Below are 12,704 nucleotides of genomic sequence, written 5' to 3'. Positions count from 1 at the left end.
CGCCCTATAACGCGGCAAACGCCTGCAAGGGAGCACCCGATGTCCGGAGACCTATCACCGATCGACAAGGCCAAATTCGTGGCCGCGAAACGGGCGTGCGAATTCGTGGAAGACGGGATGCGCGTGGGGCTTGGCACCGGATCGACGGCGGCGTGGCTGGTGCGCTGTCTGGGTGAGATGGTGCGCGACGATGGGCTGCGGATCAAAGGCGTGCCGACCTCCTCGCGCACCGCGCAACTGGCGCGGGATGTGGGGATCGAGGTGATCTCCCTCGATGAGGCGAAATGGCTCGATCTGACGATTGACGGGGCAGATGAATTTGACGGTGACCTGAACCTCATCAAGGGCGGCGGTGGGGCCCTGCTGCAAGAAAAGATCGTGGCGACGGCCAGCGATCAGATGGTGGTGATCGCCGATATCGGCAAAGAGGTGCATCATCTGGGCGCATTCCCCCTGCCGATCGAGGTGATTCCCTTTGGCTGGCAGACCACGCAGGCGCTGGTCGAAGAGACGCTGATCTCGATGGATGTGCTTGGCCAAAGCTCGACCCTGCGGATGAATGGCGAGGTGCCTTTTATCACCGACGAGGGGAACTATATCCTAGACCTGCGGCTGGGGCGCATCGGCAACGCACGGCAATTGGCGCTGGTGCTGAACCAGATGCCCGGCGTGGTGGAAAACGGCCTGTTCATAGATATCTGTGACGCGGTTGTGATCGGTTACGGGGATGGCAGGGTAGAGGTGCGCGACATAAATGAAGGCACCGTGGCGACCGACCGTTTGGAATTCGTCGAGACCGACAACCTGTTTTCCGACCTGAGCGATTAACGCCGACAAAGCGAGACACGCGCGACCCCGCGCAACACCGAAATATGCGCGATCCCGCGCAAGACCCAAAACGACTAAGAGAGGCGCCAAATGGCCAAGAATGAATTCGACTACGACCTGTTTGTGATCGGTGGCGGCTCGGGCGGTGTGCGCGCGGCGCGTGTCGCGGCGGGCGAGCATGATGCCAAGGTCGGTCTGGCCGAGGAAGACCGCTATGGCGGCACTTGCGTGATCCGGGGCTGCGTGCCGAAAAAGCTGATGGTCTTCGCCTCGGGCTATGCCGATGTGGTGGATGAGGCGAAATGCTTTGGCTGGGATCTCAAGGCTGGGCCGTTTGACTGGCATGACTTCAAGGGCCGTTTGAACACCGAGTTGGACCGTCTCGAAGGGGTCTATCGCAAGCTTCTGAAGAACTCCGGCGTTGACACATTCGACGCCCGCGCGCGGATCAAAGACCCCCATACCGTGGCCCTGTCCGACGGGACCGAGAAGACCGCGAAACACATCCTTATCGCCAGCGGCGGCCGCCCCGTGCGCCCCGAGATCGAGAATGCGGAACTGGGGCTGGTCTCTGACGATCTGTTCCATCTAGAAAAACTGCCCAAGTCGATCCTGATCATCGGCGGCGGCTATATCGCCTGTGAATTCGCCTGTATCCTCAATGGTTTGGGTGTCGAAGTGACGCAATACTACCGCGGCGCGCAGATCCTGCGCGGCTTTGACGACGAAGCCCGCGGCATGGTGGCCGAGATGATGCAGGAAAAGGGGATCGACCTGCATCTGGGCACCAACATTCTGGAGATGACGCCGAGCCACGAAGACGGCAGCGGCCCGATGAAGGTCAAGCCGACCAACGGCACCGAAAAGATGTTCGACCAGGTGCTCTTTGCCACAGGCCGTCGCCCCAACAGCGATGACATGGGGCTGGAAGACTTGGGCGTGAAACTGGGCCGCAGCGGTGAGATCGAGGTGGATGAATACAGCCAGACGGCGGTGCCTTCCGTCTATGCCATCGGCGACGTGACCAACCGCATCAACCTCACGCCGGTGGCGATCCGCGAGGGCATGGCCTTTGTCGAGACCGTCTTTGGCGGCAACCCGACGCCGGTGGATCATGATCTGGTGCCTTCGGCGATCTTCACCCAACCCGAGATGGGCACCGTAGGGCTGAGCGAGGAGGCCGCGCGGGAGGCGGGGCCGATCGAGGTCTATGCGACCTCTTTCAAACCGATGCAGGGCGCTTTTGCGGGCAAGGCTGACCGGGTGCTGATGAAGCTCATCGTCTGCGCCGACACGCGGGTGGTGCTGGGCTGTCATATCGTCGCACCCAATGCGGGCGAATTGATCCAGATGGTCGGCATCGCGGTCAAGATGGGCGCCACGAAAGAGCAGTTCGACGCCACCTGTGCGGTGCACCCGACCATGTCCGAAGAACTGGTGACCATGCGTAATCCGACTCGCACGGCTTGAATATCACGCGAAAGCGTACAATTTTTGGAACGATAGGCCGCATGGGCGGCCCAGAGGGGAACATATCAATGGCAGGAAATTCGCAAGGCCCCTGGGGGGGCGGCGGAGGCGGCAACCGGGGCAACGGCGGAGACCGGGGCAACGGGGGCCGCAACGACGGGCCGCAGGGCCCGCAGGGTCCACGCGGGCAGGGCGGTGACCGCCCGCAGATGCCCGAGATCGACGATTTGGTGCGCAAGGGCCAAGAGCAGCTGCGCGTTCTGATGGGGGGCCGTGGCGGCGACCGGGGCAATGGCACCGGCGGCGGCGGCCGCGGCACTGGTGGGCCGGGCGTGACACGTTCGACCATTGGCATCGCGCTTTTGGCCGGTGTGGCGCTTTGGGGCTTTGCCAGCTTTTACACCGTGCGGCCCGAACAGCAGTCGATCGAACTGTTCTTGGGTGAATTTTCCGGCATCGGCACCGAGGGTCTGAACTTTGCCCCATGGCCGCTGGTCACGGCAGAGGTATTCGACGTCACCACCAACCGCACCGAGGAGTTGGGCGTGCGGCGCGGCGGCGGCGGCAACGAAGGCTTGATGCTGACCACGGACGAGAACATCGTCGACATCGACTTCCAAGTGGTCTGGAACATCAAGAACGCGCGCGACTTCAAATTTTCGCTGCGCGATCCCGAAGCCTCGGTCAGGGCGATCTCGGAATCCGCCATGCGTGAAGTCATTGCGCAATCCGAACTGGCGCCGATCCTCAACCGGGATCGTGGCGCGGTGGCGGATCGGGTGAAGGAGTTGATCCAGAACACCCTCGACAATCGCAATACCGGCATCAACGTGCTGCGTGTCAACGTGAACAAGGTCGACCCGCCCAGCCAGACCGTGCAGGTCACCGATGCCAATGGCAACACCACCACGCAGTCGGTCGTCGATGCTTTCCGCGACGTGCAAGCCGCCGAGCAGGAGCGTGACCGGGTGGAGCGTCAGGCCGACGCCTATGCCAACCGGCGCACTGCCGAGGCGCGCGGTGAATCCGCGCAGCTTCTGGAAGCAGCCGAAGGTTACCGCGCCCGCGTCGTGAACGACGCTGTGGGTGAGGCCAGCCGCTTTGAAGCCGTGTTGGAAGAATACCGCAACGCCCCCGATGTGACGCGCAAACGTCTGTATCTTGAGACCATGGAAAAGGTGCTGGGCGACGTGGATAAAATCATCCTCGAAAACGGCAGCGGCCAAGGTGGGCAGGGCGTCGTTCCCTATCTGCCACTCAATGAATTGCGGCGCGGCGGAGGGTCGAACTGATGCGGAAAACAAGTCTTATCATCCCCATCGTGGTGATCGCCATCGTGGGAATCCTGTCGGCTGTCTTTGTCGTGGACGAGCGTGAAAAAGCGCTGGTGCTGCGTTTTGGCCAGATCAAACAGGTCCGCAACGAGCCGGGCATCGGGTTCAAAGTTCCGCTTTTGGATGAAGTCGTGCGCTACGAAGACCGCATTCTGTCGCTGGAAACCCCGGTGATCGAAGTCACCCCCGCCGATGACCGGCGCCTTGAGATAGACGCCTTCGTGCTCTACCGCATCGACGATATGGTGCAGTACCGGCAAGCTTTGGGTGCGGGCGGCGAACGTCAGGCCGAAAGCGAGATGGGCGGCATCATGGAAAGCCAAATTCGTGCCGTGCTCGGCTCGCAGGGCGTGACCTCAAACACCATCCTGTCGCCCGAACGGGCCGACCTGATGGAGCAGATCCGCGTCCGTGCTGATGCCCGCGCGCAGGCGCTTGGCCTCAAGGTTGTGGATGTGCGTCTGCGTCAGACAAACCTGCCCGAGCAGAACTTCGACGCGACCCTGCAGCGGATGATCGCCGAGCGTGAGCGTGAAGCGACCGACGAACGCGCCCGTGGCCGCGAAGCCGCGCAGCGTGTCATCGCCCTTGCTGATCGTACCTACGAAGAGATCCTCTCGGAGGCCCGTCGTGACGCGCGGATCATCGAAGGTGAGGCGGACGCGCAGCGGAACAACATCTTCGCGCAGGCCTATGGCAAGGATCAGGAATTCTTTGAATTCTACCGCTCGCTCAGCGCCTATGAGCAGGCTTTGCAGGGGCAGAACTCCACTATGGTGATGTCGCCGGATAGTGAGTTCTTTAACTACCTGCGGTCGGATCGCAGCGCCACGACCTCGGTCGATGCGGTTGCACCACCGCAGACCCCCGCCGCCGATGCGCCCGCGGCTGATCCTGCGCCGGAGGCAGATAACACCACCGCGGCAGAGGATACGCAGGAGGAGGCTACCCCCGCGGCCCCTTCCACGCCAGCCCCCGCCGCACCGGAGGCTGAGACTGATCTGCCAGCGGCACTAGAAGAATGACGCTGGTTCTACTGGCTTTAGGGTCGGTTCTGATTTTCGAGGGGCTGGTGTACGCACTGGCCCCTTCGTTTTTGGAACAGATGCTCGAAATGCTCCGCCGCATCCCAGAGGCCGCGCTGCGCCAGCTTGGCGCGCTGGCGGTGGTGGTCGGGTTGATCTTGGTTTGGCTCGCCTTTCAACTGGGGTTTTGACGCCGCGCGGGCGGGGTGAAACGGCGTCCGTTTTGCCCACGACCTCGCAGGGCGGGGTCGCAAATCGTCACACGCCCACCCGTTGAAATGCCCGTGATCGGCCCCATCTTTGCTGTTGCAGCGCGTCCTTTCGGAATGCACTCTGCCCACGTTGGCAACAACAGGAACAATCAGGAGACGATGAATGCAGGCCAAGGCGGTTTCCCTGTCCACAACAGCACAACACACCCAATGGATGCGAGCGATGGCAATGGGGGTGATGGCGCTGACCCTCCTGATCCTGCAAGCCAGCATGGCGCTGGCCAAACCCGAAAGCCTCGCCCCGCTGGCCGAGAAAATCAGCCCCTCGGTGGTCAATATCACCACCTCCACCACGGTTGAGGGCCGCACCGGGCCGCAGGGCATCGTGCCCGAAGGCTCGCCCTTCGAAGACTTCTTTCGCGAGTTTCAGGACCGCAACAATGGTGAGGGCAACCGGCCCCGCCGTTCCTCGGCCCTTGGCTCGGGTTTCGTGATTTCCGAAGACGGCTATGTGGTGACCAATAACCACGTCATCGAAAGCGCGGATGAGATCACCATCGAATTCTTCTCAGGCGAGGAATTGGTCGCCGAGGTCATAGGCACCGACCCCAAGACCGACATCGCGCTTTTGAAGGTCGAAGCGGACGCGCCGTTGCCCTTCGTCTCTTTCGGTGACAGCAACGCCGCGCGGGTGGGGGACTGGGTGATTGCCATGGGCAACCCGCTTGGGCAGGGCTTTTCGGTCTCGGCTGGCATCGTGTCAGCGCGCAACCGGGCGCTGTCGGGCACCTATGACGATTACATTCAGACCGACGCCGCGATCAACCGCGGCAACTCCGGCGGGCCGCTGTTCAACATGGATGGCGAGGTGATCGGGGTGAACACCGCGATCCTGTCGCCCAACGGCGGCTCTATCGGCATCGGCTTTTCGATGGCGTCGAATGTGGTCACCCGCGTGATCGACCAGTTGCAGGAATACGGCGAGACCCGCCGCGGCTGGCTGGGCGTGCGCATTCAGGACGTGACCGATGACGTGGCCGATGCCATGGGCCTCAAGAAAGCCGTCGGCGCCCTGATCACCGATGTGCCCGAGGGGCCTGCGCGTGAAGCGGGGCTCAAAACCGGCGACGTGATCAAATCCTTCGACGGTGTCGAAGTGGTCGATACCCGTGGTCTCGTCCGTCAGGTGGGCAACAGCCCCGTGGGCGCGACGGTGCGCGTGACCGTGCTGCGTGACGGCAAGACCCAGACCATCAAGGTCGTACTTGGCCGCCGCGAAGAGGCTGATGGCGCGGTTCCTGCCGGTATGGATGACAACGCCGATGAGGGGGCCGAGGCCGAGCCGCAGTCGACTATGCTGATGGGCCTGACCCTGATGCCGCTGACAGACGAGCTGCGCGCAGAACTCGGGGCCGATGACGATATGACCGGTCTTGCCGTGACGGATGTGGATCAAACATCGGAGGCCTTCGAGAAGGGCCTGCGCATGGGCGATATCATCACCGAAGCGGGGCAGGAGCAGGTGTCGAGCATTGCCGATCTCGAAGCCCGGATCGAGGCGGCAAAAGAGGCGGGCCGCCGGTCTCTGCTGCTGTTGGTCCGCCGCGGAGGCGACCCGCGCTTTGTGGCACTCTCACTGGCAGAGTGACCTTGCATCAAGGTTTGGGGAAGGGGCGCCTACGGGGCGCCCTTTTTTGTTGCGGGTTCAGCCGCCCTGACGCGGCACCGCCACAAGTCCAAGCGCGCGGGCGGTGTTGAGCGACAGCACCTCGCTGTTCGGCCCTTGCCGCGCCTGATAGCGCCGCACCGCTTGCCGCGTGGCCGCGTCCATTTCACCCGTGATCGGTCCCGCGTAGAACCCGCGCGCCTCTAGCGCCCGTTGCAGGCTGCTGTTGAACTCGGGCGTCAGCACATCGGGGCAGGGGGTTTCGAACCAATTGTCGACCCGCGCGCGCACAATCTCTTGCCGGGTTTCTGTCTTATAGACGGGCGGTTTGGCGATGCTGCCATCGGGGTTCATCTTGGCCGGGGTCACTTCGACCTGTTCGGTCACCGTCTCGATCACTGCAGGGCTGACCGTGCGGCCCCAGCAGCTTCCCTCCGGCGCGCCTGCGGGGCCGTTGCGGGTGGCCTCTAGCACCCCCGGCTCGGGGCGGGGCGTAGCCGGTGCCGCTGTCTCGCAACCCGTCAAGGCCGCGACGGTCAGCAGCAAAGCGGCGCAGCGCCGCGCGGTTCTGGGGGGGAGGGGCTGTGTCATGCCGGTCTCTCGGGCTCGCCTGTTGTTCGCGGGCAGACTAGCCGGATGCGCAGGCCTTGCCCACCGCAATGTCGGGCGCGCCGTGACCTTGCGAAAAGGGGGCTGGAACCGGCTGCAATAGCCCGTTAAACAAGGCCGAACTTTTAGGACGAAAGGGCATCATCATGGCCAAAATCACCTATGTCGAACACTCCGGCACCGAACATGTGGTCGAGGTGGCCAATGGTCTCACCGTCATGGAAGGCGCGCGGGACAATAACATTCCCGGCATCGAAGCCGACTGTGGCGGGGCCTGCGCCTGCTCCACCTGCCATGTCTATGTCGATCCGGCTTGGGCCGAAAAACTGCCGCCGATGGACGACATGGAAGAAGACATGCTCGACTTCGCCTTTGAGCCCGATCCCGCGCGCTCGCGTCTGACCTGCCAGATCAAGGTCACCGATGCGCTGGACGGTCTGCGCGTGCAGATGCCGGAAAAGCAAATCTGATGCGAGCGGTCGGCGCGGCACTGCTGGCGCTGATCGCAACGGGCGCGGCGGCGGAGACGATCACCGCCGCGCATTACATCGCGCCCACGGGGCGCTACGCCCACGGCATTCTTGGCGACGCGCTGGAATGGGGCGGCTTGCAGGTCTCTCTGGCAAATGGCGGTGCGCGGCGCTTCCATCTGCCGCGCGACCATGTTTTCGAGGATATCGCCCCCCGGCTTGTAGATGTGACCGGCGATGGCGCGCCCGAGGTTCTGGTGGTCGAGACGGACGTGAATCGTGGCGCGGCGCTGGCGATCTACGGCCCCGAGGGCAAGATCACCGAGACCCCGCATATCGGCCAAAGCAACCGGTGGCTCGCCCCCATAGGTGCCGCTGATCTGGATGGCGATGGCGCGATTGAGATCGCCTATGTCGACCGGCCGCATCTGGCGCGGGTGCTGCGGGTCTGGCGCTTTGCCGATGGGCATCTCAGCGAAGTCGCGCAAATGACGGGGCTGACCAATCATCGCATCGGAGAGCGGCATATCTCAGGCGGTCTGCGCGATTGTGGGGCAGGGCCGGAGATGGTGCTGGCGGATGCCGATTGGGAACGTGTGGTGGGGGTGCGCCTGACAGGCGGACAGCTGACGAGGCGCGATATCGGCCCCTTCGCGTGGGCCGAGAGCTTTGCCAAGGCGCTGGCCTGTGAATGAGGGGCGGCTGCGGCTCTGGTAGAGCCGCCACCCGTCAGCTCAGCGCGCGCCAGCCGATGTCGCGGCGGCAGAACCCTTCGGGCCAATCGATCCCATCGACCATCGCATAGGCACGTTCCTGCGCCTCGGCCAGCGTGGCCCCGCGCGCGGTGACGTTCAGCACGCGCCCGCCATTGGCCAAGATCGCCCCGTCCTGCGCCTTGGTGCCTGCGTGGAACACCATATTCGCGCTGTCCTCTGGGAGGGCGGAGAGGCCCTTGATCTCACTGCCCTTTTCATAGTCACCGGGGTAGCCTTTGGCGGCCATCACCACGGTCAGCGCGTGATCTTCGGCCCAGTTCACCTGCATATCGGCAAGCGCCCCCTTGGCCGTGGCCTGCATCAGGTCGAACGCTTGCGCGCCGAGGCGCATCATCAGCACTTGGCATTCCGGATCACCGAAACGGACATTGTATTCCACCAGACGCGGCTGGCCGTCTTTGATCATCAAACCGGCATAGAGCACGCCCTGATAGGGCATTCCGCGCTTGGCCATCTCGGCCATACAGGGGCGGATGATCTGATCTAGCGCGCGTTTGGCGATCTTGTCGCTCAGCACTGGGGCGGGGGAGTAGGCGCCCATGCCGCCGGTGTTGGGGCCGCTGTCGCCGTCGCCGACGCGCTTATGGTCTTGGGCCGTGCCGATAGGCAGCACCGTCTCCCCGTCGCAGAGCACGAAGAAGGACGCCTCTTCGCCCTCCATGAACTCTTCGATCACCACTTCCGCGCCTGCCTCGCCAAAGGCACCGTCGAACATCTCATCCACGGCGGCCAGCGCTTCGGCGTCACTCATGGCGATGATGACACCCTTGCCCGCCGCCAGACCGTCGGCCTTGATCACAATCGGCGCGCCTTGCTTTTCGACATAGGCGCGGGCGCTGGCGGCATCGGTGAAATGGCCATAGCCCGCCGTGGGTGCATTGCAGGCGTCGCAGATTTCCTTGGTGAAGGCTTTGGAAGCCTCCAGTGCCGCCGCTGCTTTGGAGGGGCCAAAGACATCGAAACCCGCCGCGCGCAGATCGTCGCCCACACCCGCGGCAAGGGGCGCTTCGGGGCCGATGATGACGAAATCGATGTTATTGCCCTCGCAAAAGGCCACAACCGCCGCGCCATCCATGATGTCGAGCTTGGCGCATTGCGCGATGGCCGCGATCCCCGCATTGCCCGGTGCCACGATCAGCTTGTCGCATTTGGGGTTCTGCATGACCGCCCAAGCAAGTGAATGTTCGCGGCCACCGCTGCCGAGGATCAGGATATTCATGCCGCGCACTCCCTTGGACTTCGTTGCTCCGCGTTCTAAGCTGGGGGGCCCACAGACACAAGGTGCCCAGATGGATCTGTTCGACGACCCCGCCCCCGGTGGCAACAGCCCCGAATTCACGGTGACCGAGCTTTCGGGCGCGATTAAACGGGTGATCGAGGGGGAGTTCGGCCATGTGCGGATTCGCGGTGAAGTGGGCCGCGTCAGCCGCCCGCGCTCGGGGCATGTCTATCTCGACCTCAAGGATGACCGCTCGGTCATCTCGGGCGTGATCTGGAAAGGCGTGACCGCGCGGCTTGAGACTCAGCCCGAAGAGGGGATGGAGGTCATCGCCACCGGGCGCATCACCACCTTTGGCGGTCAGTCGAAATATCAGATCGTCATTGAGGACATTAAACCGGCGGGCATGGGCGCGCTGATGGCGCTGTTGGAGAAACGAAAGGCGGCGCTGGCGGCGGAGGGGCTGTTCGCCCCCGAACGCAAACGCCCGCTGCCCTATCTGCCTGAGATCATCGGCGTTGTGACCTCGCCCTCGGGGGCGGTGATCCGTGACATTCTGCACCGGCTGCGGGATCGTTTCCCGCGCAAGGTGTTGGTCTGGCCGGTCGCCGTTCAGGGCGCGAAATGCGCGCCCGAGGTGGTGCGCGCCATCCAAGGGTTCAACCGGCTCACCCCCGGTGGCGCGTTGCCCCGGCCCGAGTTGATCATCGTGGCCCGTGGCGGTGGCTCGGTCGAAGACCTCTGGGGCTTTAACGAGGAAAGCGTCGCCCGCGCGGCGGCGGCTTCGGACATTCCGCTGATCTCTGCCGTGGGGCATGAGACCGACACGACGCTGATCGACTTCGTCTCGGACAAACGCGCGCCCACGCCGACAGCGGCGGCGGAATTGGCGGTGCCCGTGCGGCATGAATTGGCGGCATGGCTGGAGGGGCAGGGTGCAAGGATGCGTCAGGCGCTGAGCCAAGGATTGACCCGTCGCAGCCAGCGGATGCGGGATCTGGCGCGGGCCTTGCCCCGGGCCGACACGCTGCTGGAGGGGCCGCGCCAGCGTCTTGATCGCGGGGGGGAGAAACTGGCCCCCGCGCTGATTGCGGGCGTCCAAGGCCGCCGCGTCAAGCTGGCTGATATGTCTGGCGCTCTGCGCCCCGGCACCCTGCGCCGCCAGTTAGAGGCGGATCGCCAACGTCTGGCGCAGCTCTCGGCACGGATCGACCCTGCGTGGCAACGCAATTTGGCCGGGCAGCGCGAGCGGCTGGCCGCGCGGATTGACCGGTTCCACCCCGAGGTGCTGCACCGTCAGATCCTCCGCCGGCGCGAGCGGTTGGTCGATCGCACGCAAACCTTCCGCCCCGAGGTTTTGCGCCGCGACCTGTCGCGCCAAGACCAACGGTTGAAAGAGGTGTTGGCCCGGCTGGCGCGCGCAGGCCGCGCCGATCAGGACCGCCGCCGCCGCCAGATCGACGCGATGGGCCGCACGCTCGGCACGCTCGGCTATCGCGAAACGCTGGCCCGTGGTTTCGCCGTGGTGCGGGGCGATGGGGATGTGGTGACCAGTGCGGAGGCTGCCAAGAAGGCGGCGCATCTGGAGATCGAATTCGCCGACGGTCGGCTGCCCGTCAAAGGCGAGGGCTGAACTGGCCTAGACCCCGACCTGCGGCCCAAGGCACAGCAGCGGCTCGGTCATTTCCCGCGCCTCATAGAGCGCGGTCTCGGTCGGGTCATTCTCGAACCGCGCGACCAGCCCGGTCGGGCTTTCGGTAAAGCTCCAGCATTGCGGGGTGGGGTCGTCTTCGTAGACAAAGCAGATCAGCCCATCGGCCTCATACCAGCGCCCCTCTTTGCAGTGGCCATCGAGAAAGGACCACTGCACGCGCCGGTCCTCGTGGTAGATTTCCGCCCCATAAGGCGCGCCGGATTGGCCGAAGTAGAGGGTTTTGCCCTCAGTATAGGCTTCGAACTCCGCCGCCGACATCTCTGCCAAGGCAGGCAGCGGAAGGAAGACGCAGATCAGGGCGAGGGCATGTCTCATACTCTCAGCCTGCCAGAAGCCCGCGCGCCGCGCCAGTGGGATCAATGCTGGCCCCACCGGGCGAGGCGGCGGTCCATCACCCGCCGCCAGAGCGGGGGGACGAGGGCGATCACCGCCATGACAGGCAGGGAATAGGGCAGTTTCGGCATCTCCTGCGTCACTTCCAGCGCTGGAAAAGCGCGGGCGGGGCGCATGTGGTGATCCGAATGGCGCGGGGCGTTCAGCATCATCGCGGCGGAGTACCATTTGGGCGCGTTCCAACTGTGCTGCGGGCCCATCGGCTCAAGCCGGCCATCGGGGCGCTGCTCTCGTCGCAGCCCATAGTGTTGCACATAGTCCGACAGCAGCAGTTGCATCTGCGCATAGGCCGCCAGCCCGATATAGGCGAGCAGCACGGCGACCCCGCCCAGCAGCAGCGCCGTGTGCAGCGCCAGCGCCGCACCCCCGAGGTAGAGCGTGTAAGGGTGCAGCCCCTGCGCCCCCCTCTTGCGCGCCCGCTGCGCGCTGTCGGCCTGCCACCCGGCGCGAAACTCCCCCCAGCTTGCGCTCAGCAGAAACCGCCAGAACCCCATGCCCCTGGGTGCGGAGTTGGGGTCAGCCGGGGTGGCGGCGGCGGGATGATGCACCCGCAGATGGGCCGAGACGTGATGCCCGTGCAGCAATGAGATATAGATCGCCGTGCCGATCCGCCGGGGCAGGCGGCGGCTGGCGTGGATCAACTCATGGGCGTTGGAATTGCTGATCTGGCCCAGAAACAGGCCAAGGGCGGCAAAGATCAGGGCGCGGTCCAACCCCTCAAGATGCGGGGCTGCGCCAATCGCCCAGACCCCGAGCGGCAGCAGCAGGAAATGCGCGGCGGCCAAGGTCAGCGTCAGGGCGCGGCCTGAACTGTCGGAAAGGCGCAGCGCGCGGCCCAATCGGTCCATGAAGACCACATGCACCGTGATCGACAACAGTGCCAGCACGGGCCAGACCCCGCCCCAGAGGGCGGCGGCGATCAGCACCGCCGGTGTCAGACTTGCGATCACATACCACAGCATGCGTTTTCCCCTGCGACCCCGGCCAA

Annotated in this window: 13 protein-coding genes; 9 read left to right on the top strand and 4 right to left on the bottom strand. The window is 64.4% G+C overall.

Annotation, left to right across the window (positions count from 1 at the left end; translation table 11 throughout):
• The first annotated feature begins 39 nt into the window (after positions 1 to 39).
• The 6 genes from rpiA (at position 40) to ACGYK2_RS05760 (ending at position 6,517) form a co-directional block, all read left to right on the top strand.
• Complete coding sequence (gene rpiA / locus ACGYK2_RS05785) at positions 40 to 828, top strand: ribose-5-phosphate isomerase RpiA (protein ID WP_067266197.1); 789 nt, start codon at positions 40 to 42, stop codon at positions 826 to 828.
• Between the two features lie 90 nt (positions 829 to 918).
• Positions 919 to 2,298 (top strand): glutathione-disulfide reductase, encoded by a 1,380-nt coding sequence (gorA, locus tag ACGYK2_RS05780; RefSeq protein WP_168612717.1) that lies wholly within the window; start codon positions 919 to 921, stop codon positions 2,296 to 2,298.
• A gap of 68 nt (positions 2,299 to 2,366) precedes the next feature.
• Positions 2,367 to 3,590, top strand: coding sequence for an FtsH protease activity modulator HflK (hflK, locus tag ACGYK2_RS05775; protein WP_271687796.1), 1,224 nt, complete (start codon positions 2,367 to 2,369; stop codon positions 3,588 to 3,590).
• Positions 3,590 to 4,657 carry a protease modulator HflC gene (hflC, locus tag ACGYK2_RS05770; protein WP_271687795.1) on the top strand — a complete coding sequence of 356 codons (1,068 nt, stop codon included), beginning with the start codon at positions 3,590 to 3,592 and terminating at the stop codon, positions 4,655 to 4,657. Before hflK ends, hflC begins: the two co-directional genes overlap by 1 nt.
• The gene (locus ACGYK2_RS05765; RefSeq protein ID WP_271687794.1) at positions 4,654 to 4,848 is read left to right on the top strand and encodes a DUF2065 domain-containing protein; all 195 of its coding nucleotides are present in this window, start codon (positions 4,654 to 4,656) and stop codon (positions 4,846 to 4,848) included. Before hflC ends, ACGYK2_RS05765 begins: the two co-directional genes overlap by 4 nt.
• Before the next feature lie 244 nt (positions 4,849 to 5,092).
• On the top strand, positions 5,093 to 6,517 hold the full coding sequence (locus ACGYK2_RS05760) for a Do family serine endopeptidase (protein WP_394374261.1): 1,425 nt from the start codon (positions 5,093 to 5,095) through the stop codon (positions 6,515 to 6,517).
• 57 nt (positions 6,518 to 6,574) lie between these two features.
• Here ACGYK2_RS05760 and ACGYK2_RS05755 read toward each other — a convergent pair whose 3' ends face one another.
• The gene (locus ACGYK2_RS05755; protein WP_271687792.1) at positions 6,575 to 7,126 is read right to left on the bottom strand and encodes a peptidoglycan-binding domain-containing protein; all 552 of its coding nucleotides are present in this window, start codon (positions 7,124 to 7,126) and stop codon (positions 6,575 to 6,577) included.
• A 164-nt stretch (positions 7,127 to 7,290) separates the two neighbouring features.
• On the opposite strand from ACGYK2_RS05755, the gene ACGYK2_RS05750 reads away from it, so the two are divergent.
• Both ACGYK2_RS05750 and ACGYK2_RS05745 read left to right on the top strand, forming a co-directional pair.
• On the top strand, positions 7,291 to 7,614 hold the full coding sequence (locus tag ACGYK2_RS05750) for a 2Fe-2S iron-sulfur cluster-binding protein (protein ID WP_067266186.1): 324 nt from the start codon (positions 7,291 to 7,293) through the stop codon (positions 7,612 to 7,614).
• Entirely contained in the window at positions 7,614 to 8,309 is a 696-nt protein-coding gene (locus ACGYK2_RS05745; RefSeq protein ID WP_271687791.1) for a VCBS repeat-containing protein, read from the top strand. The genes ACGYK2_RS05750 and ACGYK2_RS05745 overlap by 1 nt, the downstream gene beginning before the upstream one ends.
• A gap of 34 nt (positions 8,310 to 8,343) precedes the next feature.
• Here the strand turns inward: ACGYK2_RS05745 and purD are convergent, their stop codons facing one another.
• Positions 8,344 to 9,609: a phosphoribosylamine--glycine ligase gene (gene purD / locus ACGYK2_RS05740; protein WP_271687790.1), complete on the bottom strand. Its 1,266-nt coding sequence runs from the start codon at positions 9,607 to 9,609 to the stop codon at positions 8,344 to 8,346.
• A gap of 70 nt (positions 9,610 to 9,679) precedes the next feature.
• Here purD and xseA point away from each other — a divergent pair, with 70 nt between their 5' ends.
• Positions 9,680 to 11,242: an exodeoxyribonuclease VII large subunit gene (gene xseA, locus ACGYK2_RS05735; protein ID WP_271687789.1), complete on the top strand. Its 1,563-nt coding sequence runs from the start codon at positions 9,680 to 9,682 to the stop codon at positions 11,240 to 11,242.
• Positions 11,243 to 11,248: 6 nt separating this feature from the next.
• Here xseA and ACGYK2_RS05730 read toward each other — a convergent pair whose 3' ends face one another.
• Complete coding sequence (locus tag ACGYK2_RS05730; RefSeq protein WP_271687787.1) at positions 11,249 to 11,638, bottom strand: hypothetical protein; 390 nt, start codon at positions 11,636 to 11,638, stop codon at positions 11,249 to 11,251.
• Positions 11,639 to 11,679: 41 nt separating this feature from the next.
• Positions 11,680 to 12,678 (bottom strand): alkane 1-monooxygenase, encoded by a 999-nt coding sequence (locus tag ACGYK2_RS05725; protein WP_271687786.1) that lies wholly within the window; start codon positions 12,676 to 12,678, stop codon positions 11,680 to 11,682.
• Positions 12,679 to 12,704: the final 26 nt, after the last annotated feature.

Source organism: Sulfitobacter sp. 1A10359 (assembly GCF_043558145.1).
Lineage (GTDB): Bacteria > Pseudomonadota > Alphaproteobacteria > Rhodobacterales > Rhodobacteraceae > Sulfitobacter > Sulfitobacter faviae.
Note: the sequence above shows the minus strand (reverse complement) of the source record. Positions and strands in the feature narration are given on the sequence as shown.